Annotated in this window: 18 protein-coding genes; 13 read left to right on the top strand and 5 right to left on the bottom strand. The window is 60.0% G+C overall.

All coding sequences use genetic code 11. The features are described from left to right. The first annotated feature begins 185 nt into the window (after nt 1-185). A complete protein-coding gene (locus tag NTD87_RS09290; RefSeq protein WP_262113431.1) occupies nt 186-362 on the top strand; it encodes a hypothetical protein in 177 nt (58 codons plus the stop codon). 47 nt (nt 363-409) lie between these two features. Here the strand turns inward: NTD87_RS09290 and NTD87_RS09285 are convergent, their stop codons facing one another. Further along, the gene (locus NTD87_RS09285) at nt 410-1,306 is read right to left on the bottom strand and encodes a helix-turn-helix domain-containing protein (protein WP_262113430.1); all 897 of its coding nucleotides are present in this window, start codon (nt 1,304-1,306) and stop codon (nt 410-412) included. A 177-nt stretch (nt 1,307-1,483) separates the two neighbouring features. Between NTD87_RS09285 and pobA the strand changes: the two genes are divergently transcribed. Together pobA and NTD87_RS09275 are read left to right on the top strand one after the other, a co-directional pair. After that, on the top strand, nt 1,484-2,677 hold the full coding sequence (pobA, locus tag NTD87_RS09280; RefSeq protein WP_262113428.1) for a 4-hydroxybenzoate 3-monooxygenase: 1,194 nt from the start codon (nt 1,484-1,486) through the stop codon (nt 2,675-2,677). 79 nt (nt 2,678-2,756) lie between these two features. Beyond that, nucleotides 2,757-4,274, top strand: a complete 1,518-nt coding sequence (locus tag NTD87_RS09275; protein WP_262113426.1) for an MDR family MFS transporter — start codon at nt 2,757-2,759, stop codon at nt 4,272-4,274. 42 nt (nt 4,275-4,316) lie between these two features. Here NTD87_RS09275 and NTD87_RS09270 read toward each other — a convergent pair whose 3' ends face one another. The 4 genes from NTD87_RS09270 to NTD87_RS09255 form a co-directional block, all read right to left on the bottom strand. Then, entirely contained in the window at nt 4,317-5,165 is an 849-nt protein-coding gene (locus NTD87_RS09270) for a cache domain-containing protein (RefSeq protein ID WP_262113425.1), read from the bottom strand. Nucleotides 5,166-5,274: 109 nt separating this feature from the next. Beyond that, nucleotides 5,275-6,120, bottom strand: a complete 846-nt coding sequence (locus tag NTD87_RS09265; protein ID WP_262113424.1) for an ATPase — start codon at nt 6,118-6,120, stop codon at nt 5,275-5,277. A 99-nt stretch (nt 6,121-6,219) separates the two neighbouring features. Continuing rightward, nucleotides 6,220-7,218 carry an NAD-dependent epimerase/dehydratase family protein gene (locus tag NTD87_RS09260; RefSeq protein WP_262113423.1) on the bottom strand — a complete coding sequence of 333 codons (999 nt, stop codon included), beginning with the start codon at nt 7,216-7,218 and terminating at the stop codon, nt 6,220-6,222. A gap of 71 nt (nt 7,219-7,289) precedes the next feature. After that, on the bottom strand, nt 7,290-8,183 hold the full coding sequence (locus NTD87_RS09255; protein WP_262113422.1) for a LysR family transcriptional regulator ArgP: 894 nt from the start codon (nt 8,181-8,183) through the stop codon (nt 7,290-7,292). A 95-nt stretch (nt 8,184-8,278) separates the two neighbouring features. Between NTD87_RS09255 and NTD87_RS09250 the strand changes: the two genes are divergently transcribed. From NTD87_RS09250 to NTD87_RS09205, 10 genes are all read left to right on the top strand, one after another. Then, on the top strand, nt 8,279-8,680 hold the full coding sequence (locus tag NTD87_RS09250) for an ACT domain-containing protein (protein WP_262113420.1): 402 nt from the start codon (nt 8,279-8,281) through the stop codon (nt 8,678-8,680). Between the two features lie 5 nt (nt 8,681-8,685). Next, the gene (locus NTD87_RS09245) at nt 8,686-9,288 is read left to right on the top strand and encodes a LysE/ArgO family amino acid transporter (RefSeq protein ID WP_262113419.1); all 603 of its coding nucleotides are present in this window, start codon (nt 8,686-8,688) and stop codon (nt 9,286-9,288) included. Between the two features lie 175 nt (nt 9,289-9,463). Beyond that, the gene (locus NTD87_RS09240; protein WP_090187617.1) at nt 9,464-10,060 is read left to right on the top strand and encodes a superoxide dismutase; all 597 of its coding nucleotides are present in this window, start codon (nt 9,464-9,466) and stop codon (nt 10,058-10,060) included. A gap of 335 nt (nt 10,061-10,395) precedes the next feature. After that, entirely contained in the window at nt 10,396-12,447 is a 2,052-nt protein-coding gene (locus NTD87_RS09235; RefSeq protein WP_262113417.1) for a putative bifunctional diguanylate cyclase/phosphodiesterase, read from the top strand. Between the two features lie 291 nt (nt 12,448-12,738). Next, nucleotides 12,739-14,073 carry an imelysin family protein gene (locus NTD87_RS09230; RefSeq protein ID WP_262113415.1) on the top strand — a complete coding sequence of 445 codons (1,335 nt, stop codon included), beginning with the start codon at nt 12,739-12,741 and terminating at the stop codon, nt 14,071-14,073. Nucleotides 14,074-14,387: 314 nt separating this feature from the next. Beyond that, complete coding sequence (locus tag NTD87_RS09225; RefSeq protein ID WP_262113414.1) at nt 14,388-15,815, top strand: di-heme oxidoredictase family protein; 1,428 nt, start codon at nt 14,388-14,390, stop codon at nt 15,813-15,815. A 44-nt stretch (nt 15,816-15,859) separates the two neighbouring features. Then, nucleotides 15,860-16,924: an imelysin family protein gene (locus NTD87_RS09220; RefSeq protein ID WP_262113412.1), complete on the top strand. Its 1,065-nt coding sequence runs from the start codon at nt 15,860-15,862 to the stop codon at nt 16,922-16,924. Between the two features lie 14 nt (nt 16,925-16,938). Further along, on the top strand, nt 16,939-18,036 hold the full coding sequence (locus NTD87_RS09215; RefSeq protein WP_262113411.1) for a DUF1513 domain-containing protein: 1,098 nt from the start codon (nt 16,939-16,941) through the stop codon (nt 18,034-18,036). A 244-nt stretch (nt 18,037-18,280) separates the two neighbouring features. Further along, the gene (locus tag NTD87_RS09210; RefSeq protein ID WP_262113409.1) at nt 18,281-19,432 is read left to right on the top strand and encodes an efflux RND transporter periplasmic adaptor subunit; all 1,152 of its coding nucleotides are present in this window, start codon (nt 18,281-18,283) and stop codon (nt 19,430-19,432) included. 13 nt (nt 19,433-19,445) lie between these two features. Continuing rightward, nucleotides 19,446-22,472, top strand: a complete 3,027-nt coding sequence (locus tag NTD87_RS09205; RefSeq protein ID WP_262113408.1) for a multidrug efflux RND transporter permease subunit — start codon at nt 19,446-19,448, stop codon at nt 22,470-22,472. Nucleotides 22,473-22,491 lie beyond the last annotated feature (19 nt).

Raw genomic sequence — 22,491 nt, 5'->3', positions numbered from 1 at the left:
CTCGCCACAGGTTCAGTATTCGGCTTAACTGATCGGCATTAGGGCAAGTCCCCTCGCCACAATGGTTTCGCTGCTGAATACCCAATCAGCGGCCTGAGGGGGGTTTATGGCAACTCAGCACGGCTGACCTATGCTGATATCAGTACCCCTTAAAAATAAAGGGTATGGGTTCAGAGGTCAGCGCCATGAACGTCAAAACCAGAAGGTATCTCGCGATCTTTATCACCTGCACGGCCGCGCTGGCATTGTATGGCACCGCTGCCTACCGCGTTGAACAGGCCCGGCAGCTGCCGCGCGAGTACGCCAGCTGCAACTTCGAGCGCTGCATTCCGCACAACGCGACCCTGGACGCCCTCAGGTAACGAGGGGGCGTTCTCAACGCGGCGGGGAAACTAATTGAGAACGCCCCTTAGCCCTCGCTGTCCTGATCAGCCTTCAAGCGATCGCGAAACGCCTTCGGCGAGATCCCGACGCGGCGCCGAAACAGCCGCGTGAAATTGGTCGGGTCGGAAAACCCCAACACATCGGACATCTCGTAAATCGTCATGCTGGTGTAGGTCAGCAGTCGCTTGGCCTCAAGCAGCTGACGCTCATGCATGATCTGCAACGCCGGTTGCCCCGCCAGCTCGCGGCAGGTGCCGTTGAGGTGGGACACGGAAATCCCCAGCCGGTGTGCCAGATCCTCGACCTTCACGTGCTGGCGATAATTCTCTTCCACCAGCTGAATAAATCCGTTGAGGTATTCCCGCGCACGCTGTGGTCGCTGGCTGGCGGCGCGGCGCTGGATGACCTGACGGCTGACCCACACCATGATCACGCTGACCAGCGAGTGCATGAGCATTTCACGCGCCGGTTGATGCCCTACGTATTCATTGTGCAAGGCAGAAAACAAGCTGTTGAGGTAGTCCGCATCGGCGCCTGCCGAGTAGCTCTCTGCCAGCGCCAGTGCATTCACCGAATTACCCAACTGCGCTTGAAGATGAGCCACCAGCGGTGCAGCCAGCGTCACTACAAACCCTTCGACGTCTTCACTGAAGCGAAAACCGTGTATCGACAACGGTGGCAGGATCTGGATCGCGGCTTCGCCCAACTGCGTACGCTGGCCCTCGATCTCAAGCTCCGCCTGGCCTTTGAACACAAACAGTAACTGACATAAATCGGCATGCCGATGGGGTTTGATTTCCCATTGGTGTTCGCGACTGCGTTTGGAGATGGTTTCGCAATGCAACAAGTCAGGGGTCGGCCAGTCCAGGCTCTCGCCATAGAGTTTGAATACAGGAATCGAAGGAAGGGCAGGCTTGTTCATAACTTCAGTCCAGGCCTCAGCGTAACGGGCGATAATCGCCCCGATTGGCGAAATGTACAGGTATCGGCTCAGTTTTCACCTTCAATTGACCGACTCACAAGCGAAAAATGCAAGTACTCGATTCATAAAATCCATTCACCGACGTTGTCCGCGTGAAGCTTGCGAGCCATAACAACAATGAAAACCCTCAAAACCCAAGTTGCCATAATCGGCGCCGGCCCCTCTGGCCTGCTGCTCGGCCAGTTGCTGCACAACGCCGGCATCGCCACGGTTATTGTCGAACGCCAAACGCCTGCGTATGTGCAGGAAAGAATCCGCGCCGGGGTCCTGGAACAGGGCATGGTCGATTTGTTGCGCCAGGCCGGGGTCGGGCAGCGCATGGACACTGAAGGGCTGGTGCATGCTGGCTTCCAGGTGGCCCTCGGTGAACGTCAGGTGCACATCGACCTGCACGCACTGACCGGCGGCAAAACGGTGATGATCTACGGCCAGACCGAAGTGACCCGCGACTTGATGGCCGCTCGTCAGGTCGCCGGTGCATTGACCCTGTACGAAGCCAGCAATGTGGTGCCCCACGGGATGAAATCCGCCGAGCCGTTCGTGACCTTTGAAAAGGACGGCGAAACCTGGCGCCTGGACTGCGACTACATCGCCGGTTGCGACGGTTTTCATGGCGTGGCGCGGCAGTCGATTCCCGCCGACACACTGAAGGTATTCGAGCGGGTCTACCCGTTTGGCTGGCTCGGCATTCTCGCCGACACCCCGCCGGTTCACGATGAACTGGTGTATGCGCGACATGCTCGCGGCTTTGCGTTGTGCAGCATGCGCTCGACCACACGTACCCGTTATTACCTGCAAGTGCCCTCTAATGAGAAGGTCGAGGACTGGTCCGATCAGCGCTTCTGGGAGGAGCTGAAATTGCGCTTGCCGTCAGCGCTCGCCGACACGCTGGTCAGCGGACCGTCGATCGAAAAGAGCATCGCGCCGCTGCGCAGTTTTGTGGTCGAGCCAATGCAATACGGGCGGATGTTCCTGGTCGGCGACGCCGCACACATCGTCCCGCCGACGGGGGCCAAAGGCCTGAACCTGGCGGCCAGCGACGTCAGCACGTTGTTCAACATCCTGCTCAAGGTCTACCGCGACGGCCGCACCGAGCTGCTGGAGAAGTACTCCGAAATCTGCCTGCGTCGGGTCTGGAAGGCCGAACGGTTTTCCTGGTGGATGACCTCGATGCTGCACACCTTCGACGACAACGATGCCTTCAGCCAGCGCATCAGCGAGTCAGAGCTTGAGTACTTCGTCGACTCCGAAGCCGGTCGAAAAACCATTGCAGAAAATTACGTCGGGCTTCCGTATGAGGCTATCGAATAGCTTCCTACCGACTTACACTGGCGAGCATCCCCGCTCGCCTTGCTCCTTGCGGGTCAATTACCGCCCGCAGGTTTTACCCGTGACCAATCTGAAGCAGCCTGACTCCACCAAACCGGCCATCCGCAGTGTGCTGATCGCCTTGATGTTGGCGATCTTTCTCGGGGCGCTGGACCAAACCATTGTGGCCGTCTCGATGCCGGCCATTTCCGCCCAGTTCAAGGATGTCAGTCTGCTGGCCTGGGTGATCGCAGGCTACATGGTGGCGATGACCGTGGCGGTGCCGATCTACGGCAAGCTCGGTGACCTTTACGGCCGTCGACGGCTGATGCTGTTCGGCATGGGGCTGTTCACCCTGGCCTCAGTGCTTTGCGGTATGGCCCAGAGCATGGAGCAACTGGTACTGGCGCGGATCATCCAGGGCATCGGCGCCGGCGGGATGATTTCGGTCAGTCAGGCGATCATCGGCGACATCGTGCCGCCCCGCGAACGCGGGCGTTATCAGGGTTATTTCAGCAGCATGTACGCGATGGCCAGCGTGGCCGGGCCGGTGCTCGGCGGTTACATGACCGAGTACCTGTCGTGGCGCTGGGTGTTTCTGATCAACCTGCCACTGGGCCTGGGCGCTTGGCTTGTGGCCAACCGCACGCTGGTGGGTTTGCCGGTGCCGCAGCGCAAACCGATCATCGACTACCTGGGCACGTTGCTGATGATCATCGGCCTGACTGCATTGCTGCTGGGCATCACTCAGATCGGCCAAGGGCATTCATGGCGCAGCAGCGAAGTACTCGGGTTGCTGGCCTGTGCGGTGCTGACCCTGGCGCTGTTCGTCTGGCATGAACGCCGGGCGCGCGAGCCGTTGCTGCCAATGCACCTGTTTGCCAACCGCAACGCGATCCTCTGCTGGTGCACGATGTTCTTCACCAGTTTCCAGGCCATTTCGCTGATCGTGCTGATGCCGCTGCGCTTCCAGAGCGTCACCGGCGCCGGGTCCGACAGTGCCGCGCTGCACCTGTTGCCGCTGGCGATGGGGTTGCCGATGGGCGCCTATTTCGCTGGTCGCCGGACCTCAGTGACCGGTCGCTACAAACCGATGATTCTGACGGGCGCCCTGCTCACCCCGGTCGCGATTCTCGGCATGGCGTTCAGCCCACCGCAAGCGATGATCATCAGTAGCTTCTTCATGTTGCTTTGCGGCATCGCCGCCGGCATGCAATTTCCGACCTCATTGGTGGGCACGCAAAATTCGGTGGAACAGCGGGACATCGGCGTCGCCACCAGCACCACCAACCTGTTTCGCTCACTCGGTGGCGCGGTGGGGGTGGCATTGATGTCGGCCTTGTTGCTGGCGCTGTTGCAGGATTCGAGCTTCGCCCATTTGACCGGCTCAGCGCTGATCGCCGAGGGCAGCTCCGGGAACGTGCTGCTCGACGGCTTGAACGCGGCACCGGGCGACGCTCGAAACGCCTTGCGCGCCGAGCTGCTGCTGACCTTCCGGCATTTGCTGATGGTCAGCGCAGCAGTGTCGTTGTTGGGTTTGGCAGCGGCCATCGCGATGCCGAACATGGTGTTGCGCGGGCGGGAAGATAAGGTTCGCTAACTGCCGACTGATCGTTCCCGCATGGGAACGATCAGACAGGACTCAGGGGCTGTAATACCCCACCGCTACCAGCAAGTGCCCGACCTTTTTCAGGTAAGCGTGCTTGTCTTCAACTTTGCCGGTCACCGGGTTCTTCCAGCGGTACTGGTACTCACCCTGATCCTGTTTGGCCATCAGCGCCAGAATCGGCTCGCCAACCGATTTGCCGTCCGGGCCCTTGATTCTGCGGAAGTCAGCGTTGATGAAACGCAGATTGGTGCCGTGGGCGACATATCGACGGGTATCGAGGTCGACGACGAACACGTACAAGTCATCCTGCAAGAATCCGCCCTGCAACGAATTGATCGCCTTCAGCGTACCCTTCTCATCCTTGCTCAGATCGCTCGCTGCCTTGTCGAGCAAGGCTTTGGCCTGCTCGGCCGACGCCCGAGGCAGGTAGTAACCGACCGCCAGAATCCGCTGACCGACGCGCTGGTAGTAGACCCGTTTACGCTCGACCTTGCCGTCGGCCCAGTTCTGCCAGCGGTACTCGGCCTCCTGAATTCCGCTGCCTTCCGGCACCCGCAACGCGTCCTTGAACGCTTTCTGCAAATCCGGCTCCAGCACTGGAGTCACATCACGTCCGATCAATGCATACGACGGTCCACCACTGGCGAGCATGGTGCCCTTGGTATCGACCACAAAGACATACTTGTCCTTGTCGACAAATTCGCCCTGGCGACTGAACGCGGCAAACGCCTTGTCACCATTGTCGTGGTAATAGGCCAGGGCTTTTTCCAGCAAGGCCATCGCGGCCTTCCCGTTATCCACAGCCTTTTCGGCCGCCTGAACCTGTCCCATACACACCACCAGCAGCCCGCTCAGCAAGGTAGTTTTTTGCAGCAAACGCATGGCGTGCCCCTCGTTCAAATTGATGCTTATATGTACGAATATTCAGGAAATCGCAGCGCCTGTGGCGAGGGGGCAAGCGCCCTCGCCACAGGTGTTCTAAGCCTATGCGTCACGGCCGTGCGCTGATCTGCTGCTGCAGGTTCTGAATCTGGCTCTGCAAGGTGGTGATGTTGCGCGTGACCTGCCCACGGAAAGCGTCGAACTCGGCGACGTTGGCGCTGCCTTGAGGTGCCGCCGGACGATTGTCCTGTTGGCTCTTGATCACGACCAGTTCTTGTTCCAGGCGTTCGATGGCCGCGCTCGGGTTGCCTTGTTTCTTCAACGCGGCGATATCGGTGCCGAGGCTTTTCAGCTGGGCATCGAACTTGCTGGTGTCGGTCGGGGTGTTTTTCAGGGCCGTCAGTTCAGCGCTCAGGGCTTTGAGATCGGTTTGCAACTGAACATTGACCGCATGTTGCTCGACACTTTGCGCAGCGATCTGTGCCAGGCGCTTGTCCAGGTCAGACGCCTGACCGACCACGCCTTGCTGCTGTTGGTTCTGCTCCAGCAGCCTGGTTTCCAGTTGCTTGATCTGCAGTTTCAACGCTTCGCTGTCACTGGTGACGCTGGATTGGCTGGCCACGACCTTGCCGGAAATATCCTGCAAGCGCCCCGCCGCTTCCTCGCTGATACGCGCGAAGCTTTCCTGAGTCGCGACCAGTTGCTGCTCCATCAGCGAGATTTGCTGAAAGCTCCACCAGGCAAGGCCGGCGAAGGCAAACAACAACGCACCGACCAGTGCCCACAGTGGGCCGGTACCCGGACCTTTGACTTTGCCTCGGGTTGCGGCTCGCGCATGCACGCCGGTGTGTTCACGGGCAGCGGCGGTGATCGGGAAATCGTCGTCATCGAGGGTGTCGGCTCGCAGGCTCGGCACATTGTCGAAGTCGTCGTTGGCATCGTTACGCATGGACATGAGGCAACCTTTCTGAACCACAGTGATGGCTAAATGCACGAGTATAAACCCTGAACCCGCCGCATTGATCGACCTTGATCCGCTGGCTCGGTTCAGTGTTTATTTTGCACTCGGGTCCTGAGCCTTCCACCAGCCGCAGAACTCATCGAGCGCCGTCCACAGACTGACCTTGGGATCGTAGTCCAGATAATGCCTGGCGCGGCTGATATCGAGGGTGAAGTTTTTGTTCATGACCTGCATGCCCAAGCGTGACAGCGTCGGCTCCGGACGCCCCGGCCAAAGTGCGCAAAAGCCCTCGTTCAGCGCCGCAACGCTGTAGGCCAAACCGTAGGAACGGTGGCGAGTCACCTGTGGGACTTCCATCTGGCGCATCACGTAATTGACCACATCCCACAGCGGCACCGGTGCACCGTTGCTGATGTTGTAGGCCTTGCCAAGCGCGGAGCCCGTCGCCAGCAAACAGCTGAGCATGGCTTCGTTGAGGTTCTGCATGCTGGTGAAATCGACCTTGTTCAGGCCGTTGCCAATGATCGCCAGACGCCCTTTGCGCTGCATGTTCAGCAGACGCGGGAAAATACTCATGTCACCTGCGCCAGTGACGAAACGCGGGCGCAGGGCCAGTACTTCGAGACCGAACTCCTGAGCGCCGAAGACCTTTTGCTCGGCCAGGTATTTGGTCGCCGCATAAGGATGCTTGAAGCGCTTGGGCACCTGCTCTTCGGTCAGCCCCAGGTGATCACGGCCATCGAAATAGATCGAGGGTGACGACAAGTGCACCAGCCGCCGGACGTTTTGCTTCAGGCAGGCTTCGACCACGTTTTCGGTGACCAGCACGTTGCCCTGATGGAAGTCCTGATAACGCCCCCAAAGCCCGACGGCGCCAGCACAATGCACCACGGCTTCGACATCCGCGCACAACTCGCGAACCAGTTCCGGATCACTCAAGTCGCCCTGGACGAACTGCGCTCCGCGCCGTACCAGATGTTCGACGCCTTCGGCCCGACGGCCGTTGACCCGTACGTCCAGACCTTGCTCCAGGGCGAATCGCGCAAAGCGCCCGCCAATGAAGCCGCTTGCGCCGGTGACCAGAATTTTCATGACTTGCTCCGATGTGTTTCGTTTTTCATACGTGTTGCATTACAAATTTCGTGAAGCCTTGACGCTGCCCGTCAGTCCAACGGCACCAGCCACTGTCCGGATAAACGCACCAGATGCTCAGTGAGTAATCCCAGCAACTGGCCACCATTGCGCCAATGATGCCAGTACAACGGCACATCGATCGGCTTATCTGGCAATAACTCCACCAGCACACCGCGCTCCAGCTGTTCGCGCACCTGCAACTCCGGCACCAACCCCCAGCCTAGACCGGCTTCGGTCAGGCGGATGAAGCCTTCGGATGACGGGCACAAATGATGTTCGAAACCACCGTCCACGCCCAATGACGCCAAATAGCGGTGTTGCAAAAAGTCATCGGGGCCAAACACCAGCGCCGGCGTGTGGGCCAACTGATCGGCCCTCACCCCCAGGGGAAAATGTCGGGCAATAAACGCCGGGCTGGCCAGCGCGCGGTAACGCATGGCGCCCAGCAACACGCTGCGGGCGCCTGCGACCGGACGCTCGCTGGCGCAGACGCACGCCGCCACTTCACCGGCGCGCATGCGTTTGAGGCCGACGGTCTGGTCCTCCACCACCAGGTCGAGCAACAGATGTTGCTCGGCGCAAAAGTCACCCACCGCCTCGGCCCACCATGTGGCCAGGCTGTCGGCATTGAGGGCGATGCGCAGGCGTTCCGGCAAGCCTTCTTCGTCCAGCGCCGGCACCAGGCTTTGCAGGTCACGCTCCAGCAAACGCACCTGCTGCACATGGTTGAGCAGGCGCCGGCCTATCTCGGTCGGTGCCGGTGGCGTGGCCCGTACCAACACCGGCTGGCCGATGCGCGCTTCCAGCAGCTTGATACGCTGGGAGATCGCCGATTGCGACAACCCCAACACCTGAGCGGCGCGCTCGAACCCGGCTTGCTCGACCACAGCAGCAAGGGCGGACAGCAATTTATAGTCGAACATCAGTTTTCCTAATGAGCGATCAGTAATATTGGTTTTTCTTATACAGCCTGGAGCAGGAGAATGACCAGCAAGAACTCCTCAACAAGGATCACAACATGGCTGGCGAAACCTCACTCAACACCCTGCTGCGCAGCATGAGCCCGCAACTCAACGACGGCGAATACGTGTTCTGCACGATTCGCGACGGCCATCTGCCCAAAGACTGCGAAATCATCGGCAGTTTCCGCGAACAGGAAGGCCTGACGGTGATCCTTGAGCGCTCGCAAGCCGAGAAGGCCGGGTTCAGCTTCGATTACCTGGCGGCGTGGATCACCCTCAACGTGCATTCGGCCCTGGAAGCCGTTGGCCTGACCGCCGCATTCGCCACAGCCCTCGGCCAGGCCGGTATCAGCTGCAACGTGATTGCCGGCTATTACCACGACCATTTGTTTGTCGGCCAGGCCGACGCCAAGCGCGCGATGTCGGTACTGCGGCAACTGGCGGCAAACGCGGAGTAAATCTTATGTGGCAAAGCTATGTGAACGGCCTGTTGGTCGCTGCGGGACTGATCATGGCGATCGGTACGCAAAATGCGTTCGTGCTGGCGCAAAGCTTGCGCCGTGAGCATCACCTGCCGGTGGCCGCGCTCTGCGTGACCTGCGATGCGTTGCTGGTGGCCGCCGGGGTGTTCGGCCTGGCGACGATTCTCGCGCAAAACCCGTTGCTGCTGGCGATCGCCCGTTGGGGGGGCGCGGCCTTCTTGCTGTGGTACGGCAGCCTGGCGCTGCGTCGTGCCTGCTCGAAGCAAAGTCTGCAGCAAGGCGAAAATCAGACGGTACGTTCGTTGCGAGCGGTGATGCTCAGCGCATTGGCGGTGACGCTGCTCAACCCTCACGTGTATCTGGACACTGTGTTGCTGATCGGTTCTCTCGGGGCACAACAGACCGTACCGGGCGCTTATGTGGTGGGCGCGGCCAGTGCGTCATTGCTGTGGTTTTTCACCCTGGCGCTGGGTGCCGCGTGGCTCGCACCGTGGCTGGCACGCCCGAGCACCTGGCGGATTCTCGACCTGCTGGTGGCGGTGATGATGTTCACAGTGGCGTTTCAATTAATCACCGCCGCCTGATTATTCCAAACAGCTCTGGGACCTCTATCCCACACAGTTGTTGCGTGGTTAAGCCGCCACCCCGGTGCTATGATCCGACACCTGCGCCGCAAAGAGTACAAACTCCCCGGCGCTTGTCTGGCCGCCCGTGATCGGCCTTGCGCCCACCGCAACTGACCTGATTAGGAGAATCACCATGGCTTTCGAATTGCCGCCACTGCCTTACGCACACGATGCACTGCAGCCGCACATTTCCAAGGAAACGCTGGAATATCACCACGACAAGCACCACAACACCTACGTCGTGAACCTGAACAACCTGGTGCCAGGCACCGAGTTCGAAGGCAAGACCCTGGAGCAAATCGTCAAGACTTCTTCGGGTGGCATCTTCAACAACGCCGCTCAGGTCTGGAACCACACTTTCTACTGGAACTGCCTGGCGCCAAACGCTGGCGGTCAACCAACCGGCGCCCTGGCTGAAGCCATCAACGCTTCTTTCGGTTCGTTCGACAAGTTCAAAGAAGAATTCAGCAAAACCTCTATCGGCACCTTCGGTTCCGGCTGGGGCTGGCTGGTGAAAAAGGCTGACGGTTCCCTGGCCCTGGCCAGCACCATCGGCGCCGGCAACCCGCTGACCAGCGGTGACACCCCGCTGCTGACCTGCGACGTTTGGGAACACGCTTACTACATCGACTACCGCAACCTGCGTCCGAAGTACGTTGAAGCGTTCTGGAACCTGGTCAACTGGAAGTTCGTGGCTGAGCAGTTCGAAGGCAAAACCTTCACCGCTTAAGTCTGCTTGCAGTCAAAAAAACCCGGCATTGCCGGGTTTTTTTATGCCTGTACACCGTGAAAGTCACCTGCAACACCCCGAAAGCAAACGTTCCCTTGCCCCAACGCCACAGCCGTCTACCCTCAACCAGACACAAATATTCGCCCCTGCCCCTCAAGTTGCAGGAGGTGCCTACCGAAACACTACTAATGGGCTCCAGTTGCCAACTACCAAGGCAATGCGGCCAAGCCAGCAGACAAAATCCATATGGCTTGATTGTCCCTTTGACTGCCATCACGGGATTGCCAATACTCATGGCAACTTGACGTTACCCGCACGGAACAAGGAATAACCCTTTGAAGCTGGAACTCAAAAACAGCTTGTCGGTGAAGTTGCTTCGGGTCGTGCTCCTGTCGGCATTGATCGTCGGCGTGGTGTTGAGCTGCGCGCAGATCGTTTTCGATGCCTATAAAACACGCCAGGCCGTGGCCAGTGATGCCCAGCGCATCCTCGACATGTTTCGCGACCCATCGACCCAGGCGGTGTACAGCCTCGATCGGGAAATGGGTATGCAGGTTATCGAAGGCCTGTTCCAGGACGACGCCGTGCGCATGGCCTCCATCGGCCATCCCAACGAAACCATGCTCGCGGAAAAATCCCGTGACTTGCAGCATTCCCACAGCCGCTGGCTGACCGACCTTATTCTTGGCCAGGAACGCACGTTCACCACGCAACTGGTGGGTCGTGGCCCCTACAGCGAATATTACGGCGATCTGAGCATCACCCTCGACACCGCCACCTACGGCCAGGGCTTTATTGTCAGCTCGGTGATCATTTTCATCTCCGGCGTACTGCGGGCCATGGCCATGGGCCTGGTGCTGTACCTGGTCTATCACTGGCTGCTGACCAAGCCGCTGTCGCGGATCATCGAACACCTGACCAACGTCAACCCCGACCGTCCCAGCGAACACAAGATTCCGCAGCTCAAAGGCCACGAAAAGAACGAACTGGGAATCTGGATCAACACTGCCAACCAGCTGCTTGAGTCCATCGAACGCAATACCCACCTGCGCCACGAAGCCGAAAACAGCCTGCTGCGCATGGCTCAATATGATTTCCTCACCGGCCTGCCGAACCGCCAGCAGTTACAACAGCAACTGGACAAGATTCTGGTAGACGCCGGTCGCTTGCAACGCCGGGTCGCCGTTTTGTGTGTGGGCCTGGACGATTTCAAAGGCATCAACGAGCAATTCAGCTACCAGACCGGCGACCAACTGCTGCTGGCCCTGGCTGACCGCCTGCGTGCCCACAGCGGTCGTCTCGGCGCGCTCGCACGCCTGGGGGGCGATCAATTCGCGCTGGTTCAGGCCGACATCGAGCAACCTTACGAAGCCGCCGAGCTGGCACAAAGTATCCTCGATGACCTGGAAGCGGCATTTGCCCTCGATCACCAGGAAATCCGCCTGCGCGCAACCATCGGCATCACCCTGTTCCCGGAAGATGGCGACAGCACCGAAAAGCTGTTGCAGAAAGCCGAACAGACCATGACCCTGGCCAAGACCCGTTCGCGCAACCGTTATCAGTTCTACATCGCCAGCGTCGACAGCGAAATGCGCCGTCGCCGCGAACTGGAAAAAGACCTGCGCGACGCCCTCACCCGCAATCAGTTCTACCTGGTCTACCAGCCGCAGATCAGCTATCGCGATCACCGGGTGGTCGGTGTCGAGGCGCTGATTCGCTGGCAACACCCGGAGCACGGGCTGGTTCCACCGGATCTGTTCATTCCACTGGCCGAGCAGAACGGCACGATCATCGCCATCGGCGAATGGGTGCTGGACCAGGCCTGCCGACAGCTGCGCGAATGGCACGACCAGGGGTTCAGCGACCTGCGCATGGCGGTCAACCTGTCCACCGTGCAGTTGCACCACGCCGAGTTGCCGCGGGTGGTCAACAACCTGCTGCAAATGTATCGCCTGCCGCCACGCAGCCTGGAGCTGGAAGTCACCGAGACCGGCCTGATGGAAGACATCAGCACCGCCGCGCAGCACCTGCTCAGCCTGCGCCGTTCGGGGGCATTGATCGCTATCGACGACTTCGGGACCGGTTACTCATCGCTGAGTTATCTGAAAAGCCTGCCGCTGGACAAGATCAAGATCGACAAGAGCTTCGTTCAGGACCTGCTCGATGACGACGACGATGCGACCATCGTTCGCGCGATCATCCAGCTCGGCAAAAGCCTTGGCATGCAGGTCATCGCCGAGGGCGTGGAAACGGCCGAACAGGAGACCTACATCATCTCTGAAGGTTGTCACGAAGGTCAGGGCTATCTCTACAGCAAACCGCTGCCTGCGCGGGAGCTGAGCGCTTATCTGAAACAGGCCCAACGCAGTAATGCGGTGATCCTGTGACGCTCACGTCGGACCTGTAGCAGCTGGCGCAGCCTGCGTTCGGCTGCGCAGCGGCCGTGAAATCAGGCACCGCGCTGGGTCAGGCGGACCGCGGAGTCAGGAATTACGACTGCTTCGCAGCCGAACGCAGCCTTCGGCAGCTGCTACAGGTCATGTGCTGGTGCAACTACTCTGCAAATAAGAAATACTTCCAATCACAGCCCTTTACACATAATGCAAATCTTTCGCATCATGTCGCAGTCTTGCGCACCCCCGCGCCTGTCCATTATTTACCGAAGCAGGATGTTCGCCATGATTCGTATGCCTCTGGCTACCGCCAGTTTGCTGGCCATCGCTATTTCCCTCGCCGGTTGCGGCGAAGGCAAAGACAAGGCGGCTGCTCCTCAAGCGCCTGTTCCTGCCGCCAGCACCGCTGCGCCTGCTGCCACTGGCAAAGTCGATGAAGCCGCCGCCAAAGCCGTTGTCGCGCACTACGCCGACATGGCTTTTACGGTCTTCAGCGATGCCGAATCCACCGCGAAAACCCTGCAAACCGCTATCGACGCCTTCCTCGCCAAGCCGAATGCCGAAACCCTGAAAGCCGCTCGTGCTGCCTGGATCGCTGCGCGCGTGCCTTACCTGCAGAGTGAAGCGTTCCGCTTCGGCAACACCATCATCGACGATTGGGAAGGTCAGGTTAACGCCTGGCCGCTCGACGAAGGCCTGATCGACTACGTCGACAAGAACTACGAGCCCGCTCTGGGTAACCCGGGCGCCAACGCCAACATCATCGCCAACCCGATTATTCAGATTGGTGAAGACAAGATCGACGTGACAGAGATCACTCCGGAAAAACTCGCCAGCCTGAACGAGCTGGGCGGCGCCGAAGCGAACGTCGCGACCGGCTACCACGCCATCGAATTCCTGCTCTGGGGTCAGGACCTGAACGGCACCGGCCCTGGTGCTGGCAATCGTCCGGCTTCGGACTACCTGGAAGGCGCTGGTGCTACCGGTGGTCACAACGACCGTCGTCGCGCCTACCTCAAAGCCGTGACCCAACTGCTGGTCAGCGACCTGGAAGAAATGGTCGGCAACTGGAAGCCGAACGTGCCCGATAACTACCGCGCCGAGCTGGAAGAAGAAACGGCAGAAAGCGGTCTGCGCAAAATGCTCTTCGGCATGGGCAGCCTGTCCCTCGGCGAACTGGCGGGCGAGCGCATGAAGGTTTCCCTGGAAGCCAACTCCCCTGAAGACGAGCAGGATTGCTTCAGCGACAACACCCACAACTCGCACTTCTACGATGCCAAAGGCATTCGTAACGTGTACCTGGGTGAATACACCCGCACAGACGGCACCAAGATGACCGGTGCCAGCCTGTCGTCGCTCGTGGCCAAGGCCGACCCGGCTGCCGATGCTGCGCTCAAGGCCGACCTGGCCGCCACCGAAGCCAGGATGCAGGTCATGGTTGATCACGCCAACAAGGGTGAGCACTACGACCAACTGATCGCTGCCGGCAACACTGCCGGCAACCAGATTGTGCGTGACGCCATTGCGGCCCTGGTCAAGCAGACCACCTCGATCGAACAGGCTGCCGGCAAACTGGGCATCAGTGACCTGAACCCGGACAACGCCGATCACGAGTTCTGATCAACGCTGGCTGAGTGAATGACCAAGGCGACCTTCGGGTCGCCTTTTTAATACCTGCCTGAATGCAATTCCCTGTGGGAGCGAGCCTGCTCGCGATAGCGGTAGTCTGTTCAAAGTAAATGTTGGCAATGATGGCCCCATCGCGAGCAGGCTCGCTCCCACAGGGGATCGCGGTCAATCCAACGCATCGAGGCGCCTGCATCGCGAGCAAGCTTTGCTCCTACAGATTAAAGCAAACGATAATTCCTCTTATTCAAACTCCCCTGCCCTGTTAGACTTTGCGCCCTCGTTTTGCTCGTCCTTCAGGATTTCTGATGCCCTCGCTGCCTCTTCGCTTGTCTGCACTGATTCTGGCCCTGGGCCTGAGTGCCTGCGATGATGCCCCGCGTTTTACCAAGGCCGAGCCCGGTGAAGCCCGCTCCGGTGGCGCGGCGACGATCAGAAAGAGTGACCGGAACGCATTCTCCCAGCCTTCAGCCAACCTCTCGCCGACCCGTCGGCTGGACTTCAGCGTCGGCAACAGTTTCTTCCGCAGCCCGTGGGTGATCGCCCCCTCGACCACTACTGCCCGCGATGGCCTCGGCCCCCTGTTCAACACCAACGCTTGCCAGAACTGCCACATCAAGGACGGGCGCGGTCACCCGCCGACGGCCGACTCCGATAACGCCGTGTCGATGCTGGTGCGTCTGTCGATCCCCAACGCCCCGGCCTACGCCAAGGTCATCGAACAAATGGGTGTGGTGCCTGAGCCAGTCTACGGCGGGCAGCTTCAGGACATGGCCGTGCCCGGCGTCGCCCCCGAAGGCAAGGTTCGCGTCGACTATGATCCGGTCCCGGTGCGCTTCACGGACGGCACCGAAGTCGAACTGCGCAAACCCAGGCTGCTGATCACCCAACTGGGCTACGGCCCGATGCATCCCGACACGCGTTTTTCCGCACGAATCGCTCCGCCAATGATTGGGCTCGGGTTGCTCGAAGCCATCTCCGACACGGATATTCTGGCCAACGCCGACGTGCAGGCTAAAGACAGGAACGGCATCGCCGGACGTCCGAACCGGGTCTGGGATGATGCGCAACAAAAAACCGTTTTGGGCCGTTTTGGCTGGAAAGCCGGGCAACCGAATCTCAATCAGCAAAACGTTCACGCGTTTTCCGGCGATATGGGCCTCACGACCCGTCTCAGACCCTTTGATGACTGCACCCAGGCCCAGACTGCCTGCCTGCAGGCGCCGAACGGCAATGGCCCGAATGGCGAGCCGGAAGTCAGCGACAACATCTTGCGCCTGGTGCTGTTCTACAGCCGTAACCTGGCCGTTCCTGCCCGCCGTGACGTCAACGAGCCGCAAGTCCTGGCCGGTAAAAACCTGTTCTATCAGGCCGGTTGCCAATCCTGCCACACGCCGACATTCACCACCGCCGCGAATGCCGCAGAACCTGAACTGGCCAATCAAGTGATTCGCCCCTACAGCGATCTGTTGCTGCATGACATGGGCGAAGGCCTGGCCGATAACCGCAGCGAATTCCAGGCCTCTGGCCGCGATTGGCGCACACCGCCGCTGTGGGGCATTGGCCTGACGCATACAGTCAGTGGCCACACTCAGTTTCTGCATGACGGCCGCGCTCGCAACCTGCTCGAAGCCGTGCTCTGGCACGGCGGTGAAGCTCACGCCGCGCAGCAACAGGTTTTAGCTTTCAATGCCGAGCAGCGCGCTGCATTGCTGGCCTTCTTGAATTCTCTTTAGCCCATTTCCCATCAGCTTTCGCCCATATAAAAAGGGAGCCCGACATGTTCCGTCCCAAGTTGTTGTTCACCAGCCTTGCCGCACTTGCCCTGGGTGCCTGTTCACCCCAGGATCCTCAAGCCGTCACGTCGGCAGCCATCGCCAAACAAGTGATCCTGCCGACCTACAGTCGCTGGGTTGAAGCCGACCGCCAATTAGCCATCAGTGCGCTGGCCTACTGCGAAGGCAAGACGGACCTGGAAACGGCTCGCGCCGATTTCCTCCATGCACAAAAAGCCTGGGCACAATTGCAACCGTTGCTGGTAGGCCCACTGGCCGAGGGCAATCGCTCCTGGCAGGTGCAGTTCTGGCCGGACAAGAAAAACCTGGTCGGCCGTCAGGTCGAGCAACTGGTCACCGCACAACCGCAGATCGATGCCGCTGCGCTGGCCAAATCCAGCGTCGTCGTGCAGGGCCTCTCGGCCTATGAGTACATTCTGTTCGACGACAAGACCAACGTTGCCGACGCCGCCCAAAAAGCCCGTTACTGCCCACTGCTGACCGCCATCGGCGAGCGTCAGAAACAGCTGGCCGAAGAGATGCTGACAAGCTGGAACAGTAACGACGGCATGCTCGCGCAACTGAGCAAATTCCCGAACCAGCGTTACGCCGACTCCCACGAAGCCATCGCCGATCTGCTGCGCGCTCAAGTGACGGCACTCGATACCCTGAAGAAAAAACTCGGCACGCCGATGGGGCGCCAGACCAAGGGCATTCCTCAGCCGTTCCAGGCAGACGCATGGCGCAGTCACTCCTCGCTGCAAAGCATGGAATCGAGCCTGGCGGCCGCCCGGACCGTCTGGGTGGGTGTCGACAACAAGGGCCTGCGTGGTCTGTTGCTGCCTGAGCAGAAGCCTTTGGCTGACAAGATCGATGCCGCCTACGCCGCGTCACTGAAACTGTTCGAAAGTAACCAGCGCTCGCTGACCGAAATGCTCACTGACGATGCCGGTCGCCAACAACTCAACGACCTCTACGACAGCCTCAATGTCGTGCATCGCCTGCACGAAAGTGACCTGGCCAAGGCGCTGGGTATCCAACTGGGCTTCAACGCCAACGACGGTGACTGATGGGGGTTAGTGCCATGCTGCGACGCCAGGCTCTGACGTTAGGCAGTTTATTGCTGGGCGCCGTAACGCTGGGCGGCTGGAAGCTGTTCAAGCAAAAGGACCACGGTCCTTTGCTGCTTTCGGCCCGCGACGACAGCGACGGCAAACATTACGCTGTCGGCTATCGGCTGGACGGCACTCGCGTGTTCGCCACCGAAGTCGGCCAGCGCTGCCACGACATCATCAACCACCCGGCGCTGCCGATTGCCCTGTTCGTCGCCCGCCGGCCAGGCACCGAAAGCTATCTGATCGATCTGCGTGACGGCGCATTGCTGCAAACCGTGGTGTCGCAGCCGAACCGGCATTTCTATGGCCACGCGGTCATTCACAACAGTGGTGACTGGCTGTACGCCACCGAAAACGACACCACCGATCCAGGTCGCGGCCTGCTCGGGGTGTACCGTTTCGAGGGCGAACGGTTGGTTCACAGCGGTGAGATTTCCACCCACGGTATCGGCCCGCATCAGGTGTCGTGGATGCCTGACGGTGAAACCCTGGTAGTGGCCAACGGCGGGATTCGCACCGAAGCCGAAAGTCGGGTCGAGATGAACCTCAACGCCATGGAACCGAGCCTGGTGCTGATGCAGCGCGACGGCACCCTGCTGAGCAAGGAGACCCTGACTCAGCAGATGAACAGCGTGCGTCACATGGGGATCGCCAGCGACGGCACCATTGTCACCGGCCAGCAATTCATGGGCGCCGCCTTTGAGTCGTCCGAGCTGTTGGCGATCAAGCGTCCCGGCCAGCCCTTTGTTGCGTTCCCGGTCGCCGAGCACCAGTTGCAGGCCATGGGGCATTACACCGCAAGCGTCGCGGTGCACAGTGACTTGCGGCTGGTCGCGCTCACCGCGCCGCGCGGCAACCGCTTTTTCATCTGGGACATGGACAGTGGCGAAGTGTGCCTGGATGCACCGCTGCCCGACTGCGCCGGTGTCGGCGCGGTGGCCGATGGCTTTGTCGTGACCTCGGGGCAAGGGCGTTGCCGTTTCTATGATTGTCGCCAGACACCGCTGATGGCAAAGCCTCTCGAACTCCCCGCAGGGCTCTGGGATAACCATCTGCATCTCGTTTGATCACCCCCCCTGTAGCAGCTGCCGAAGGCTGCGTTCGGCCGCGAAGCGGTCGTAAATCCTGCTGCCACGGTTAACCTGACACACCGCGGCGCATGATTTTACGACTGCTGCGCAGCCGAACGCAGGCTACGCCAGCTGCTACGGATCGCGTCAGGTACAGCTCACCAGCAAGTATCTGGAATCACCGGTACACACGGAGTAATGTTCGGCCTGTCTCACCTGATTTTTTCCAAGGAAGTGGAATATGCTGCGCCGCCGCATGCTGATCATGTTGGGTGTTGTCCTGTTGATCATCCTGATGCTGGGAGGCTACAAAGCCTTCTCCATCTACAAGATGGTCCAGACCTTCGCTGTGCCAAGACCACCGGTGAGCGTTGCCGTGGCCACCGCGACCGAACGGCCCTGGCAAACCCGCTTGCCCACGGTCGGTACCCTCAAGGCGCTGCAAGGAGTCAACCTGAGCCTGGAGATCGCCGGCACGGTCAAGGACGTGCAGTTCGAGTCCGGGCAGAAGGTCAAGGCCGGCCAGCCGATCGTGCAACTCGACAGCGCCGTCGAAAGCGCCCTGCTGGAAACCGCCCAGGCCGACCTTGGCCTGGCGCAACTGGATTACGGCCGTGGCAGCCAACTGGTCGGTAGTCAGGCCATCTCCAAAGGCGAGTTCGACCGCCTCACTGCGGTGCTTGCCAAGAACAAGGCCACGGTCAATCAGCTCAAGGCTGCGCTGGCGAAAAAACACATCGTCGCGCCCTTCAGCGGCACCATCGGCATTCGTCAGGTGGACGTCGGTGACTTCCTGCCCAGCGGCACGGTCATCGCCACCCTGCAGGACTTGAGCAGCCTTTACGTCGACTTCTACGTACCGGAACAATCGGTACCGAAAATCGCCATCGGCCAACCGGTAGAAGTTACTGTCGCAGCCTACCCGACGCAAAACTTTCCCGGCACCATCAGCGCGATCAACCCCAAGGTCGAAAACAGCACGCGCAACGTGCTGGTACGCGCCACCCTGGCCAACCCGGACGGCAAATTGCTGCCGGGCATGTTCGCCAGCCTGCTGGTCATGCTGCCCGACCCACAACCCAAAATCGTAGTACCGGAAAGCGCGGTCACCTACACCCTCTATGGCAATTCACTCTACGTGGTCGCCCAGAAAAAAGCCGCGGACGGCAACGTCGAGAAGGACGACAAGGGCCAACCGATCCTGATCGCCGAACGGCGCTTCATCGAAACCGGCGAGCGTCGCAACGGCCTGGTGCTGATCAACAAAGGGCTGCAGAACGGCGAGCAAGTGGTCAGTGCCGGTCAGATCAAGCTCGACAACGGCACGCACATTGCCATCAGTCCCGACAAGAACCTGCCAGCCGAGCAGACCAGTCAGCCGCGCGCGAACTGATCGAGGAATCCCCATGGCTTTTACCGATCCGTTCATCCGCCGCCCGGTGCTCGCCACCGTGGTCAGCCTGCTGATTGTGCTGCTGGGTTTCCAGGCCTGGAGCAAACTGCCGCTGCGCCAATATCCGCAAATGGAGAACGCGCTGATCACGGTGACCACCGCCTACCCCGGCGCCAACGCCGAAACCATTCAGGGCTATATCACCCAACCCTTGCAGCAAAGCCTGGCCAGTGCCGAAGGCATCGACTACATGACCTCGGTCAGCCGCCAGAACTTCTCGGTGATTTCGATCTACGCACGGATCGGCGCCAACACCGACCGGTTGTTCACCGAGTTGCTGGCCAAGGCCAACGAGGTCAAGAACAAGCTGCCCAAAGACGCTGAAGATCCGGTGCTGAGCAAGGAGGCCACGGGCGCCTCAGCGCTGATGTACATGAGTTTCTTCAGCGAGGAGCTGAACAACCCGCAGATCACCGACTACCTGTCGCGGGTGATCCAGCCCAAGCTGGCGACCCTGCCGGGCATGGCCCAGGCAGAGATTCTGGGTAACCAGGTGTTCGCCATGCGCCTGTGGCTGGACCCGGTGAAACTCGCCGGTTTCGGCCTGAGCGCCAGTGACGTCACCAACGCCGTGCACCAGTACAACTTTCTGTCCGCCGCCGGTGAAGTCAAAGGCGAGTACGTCGTCACCAGTATCAACGCCAACACCGACTTGAAGACCGCCGAAGCCTTTGCCGCGATCCCCCTGAAAACCGAAGGCGACAGCCGGGTGCTGCTCAGCGACGTGGCCCGCGTGGAGATGGGCGCCGAGAACTACAACATCATCAGCTCCTTTGGCGGCACACCGTCGGTGTACATCGGGATCAAGGCCACACCAGCCGCCAACCCGCTGGATGTGATCAAGGAAGTGCGCAAGCTCATGCCCGAGCTGGAATCCCAGCTGCCACCCACCCTCAAGGCCGAAATCGCCTACGACGCGACATTGTTCATTCAGGCCTCGATCAACGAAGTGGTGAAAACCCTTTTCGAAGCCGTGCTGATCGTGATTGTGGTGGTGTTCCTGTTCCTCGGCGCGCTGCGCTCGGTGGTGATCCCAGTGGTGACCATTCCGCTGTCGATGATCGGCGTGATGTTCTTCATGCAACTGATGGGCTACTCGATCAACCTGTTGACCTTGCTGGCGATGGTGCTGGCCATCGGCCTGGTGGTGGACGACGCCATCGTGGTGGTGGAAAACATTCACCGACACATCGAAGAGGGTAAAACGCCGCTGGACGCGGCTCTAGAAGGCGCGCAGGAAATCGCCATGCCGGTGGTCTCGATGACCATCACCCTGGCGGCGGTCTATGCGCCCATTGGCTTTCTGACGGGGCTGACCGGCGCCCTGTTCAAGGAGTTCGCCCTGACCCTGGCCGGTGCCGTGGTGATCTCCGGAATCGTCGCCCTGACCCTGTCGCCGATGATGTGCGCCCTGCTCTTGCGCCACGATGAAAACCCGTCAGGCCTGGCTCATCGCCTGGACCTGATTTTCGAAGGGCTCAAGCGTCGCTATCGGAGCGTCCTGCACGGCACACTCAACACCCGGCCGGTGGTGCTGGTGTTCGCCGTGATCGTGCTGTGCCTGATTCCGGTGCTGCTCAAGTTCACCAAGTCGGAACTGGCACCGGATGAGGATCAGGGCATCATTTTCATGTTGGCCAACTCCCCGCAAACGGCCAACCTGGAGTACCTCAATACCTACACCGACGAATTCCTGGCGATCTTCAAGGCGTTTCCCGAGTACTACTCGTCCTTCCAGATCAACGGATTCAACGGCGTGCAATCAGGCATTGGCGGTTTCCTGCTCAAACCCTGGAATGAGCGCAAACGCACCCAGATGCAGATTCTGCCAGAGGTGCAGAAAAAGCTTTCGAGTGTCACCGGCCTGCAAATCTTCGGCTTCAACCTGCCCTCTCTGCCGGGCACGGGTGAAGGCCTGCCGTTCCAGTTTGTGATCAATACCGCCAATGACTACGCGTCGCTGCTGGACGTGGTCAATCGGGTGAAGAAGCGTGCCATGGAGTCCGGCAAGTTCGCCTTCGCCGACATCGACCTGGCCTTCGACAAACCCGAGGTGGTGGTCGATATCGACCGCGCCAAGGCCGCGCAGATGGGGGTCTCGATGGAGGATCTGGGCGTGACCCTGGCGACGTTACTGGCAGAAGCCGAGATCAACCGTTTCACCATCGAAGGGCGCAGCTACAAGGTCATCGCCCAGGTCGAACGAGCCTACCGGGACAACCCCGACTGGTTGAACAACTACTACGTCAAAAACACCAAGGGTGAACTGCTGCCCTTGTCGACCCTGATCACCATCAGTGATCGTGCACGACCGCGGCAGTTGAACCAGTTCCAGCAACTCAATTCGGCGATTCTCTCGGGCGTTTCGACGGTCAGCATGGGCGAGGCGATTGATACCGTACGTCAGATCGCCCAGGAAGAAGCACCGCCGGGGTATGCCTTCGATTACGGCGGCACCTCGCGACAGTACGTTCAGGAAGGCAGCGCCTTGTGGGTGACCTTTGCCTTGGCGCTGGCGATCATTTTCCTGGTACTGGCGGCGCAGTTCGAAAGCTTCCGGGATCCACTGGTGATTCTGGTGACCGTGCCGCTGTCGATTTGCGGCGCACTGATCCCGTTGTTCCTGGGCTGGTCAAGCATGAACATCTATACCCAGGTCGGCTTGGTGACCTTGATCGGACTGATCAGCAAGCACGGGATCCTGATCGTCGAATTTGCCAACCAGTTGCGCAAGGACAAGGGCCTGACACCACGCGAAGCCGTGGAGGAAGCCGCAGCAATTCGCCTGCGTCCGGTATTGATGACCACGGCGGCGATGGTGTTCGGCATGGTGCCGTTGATCATCGCCACAGGCGCGGGCGCCGTCAGCCGCTACGATATCGGGATGGTGATCGCCACCGGGATGTCGATCGGGACGCTGTTCACCCTGTTCGTGCTGCCCTGCATCTACACGTTGCTGGCCAGACCCGACAAACCCTGATGATCAAGGCCACTGTCCA

Source organism: Pseudomonas sp. 6D_7.1_Bac1 (assembly GCF_025465945.1).
GTDB lineage: Bacteria > Pseudomonadota > Gammaproteobacteria > Pseudomonadales > Pseudomonadaceae > Aquipseudomonas.
This window is presented reverse-complemented; position numbering and strand designations above follow the sequence as displayed.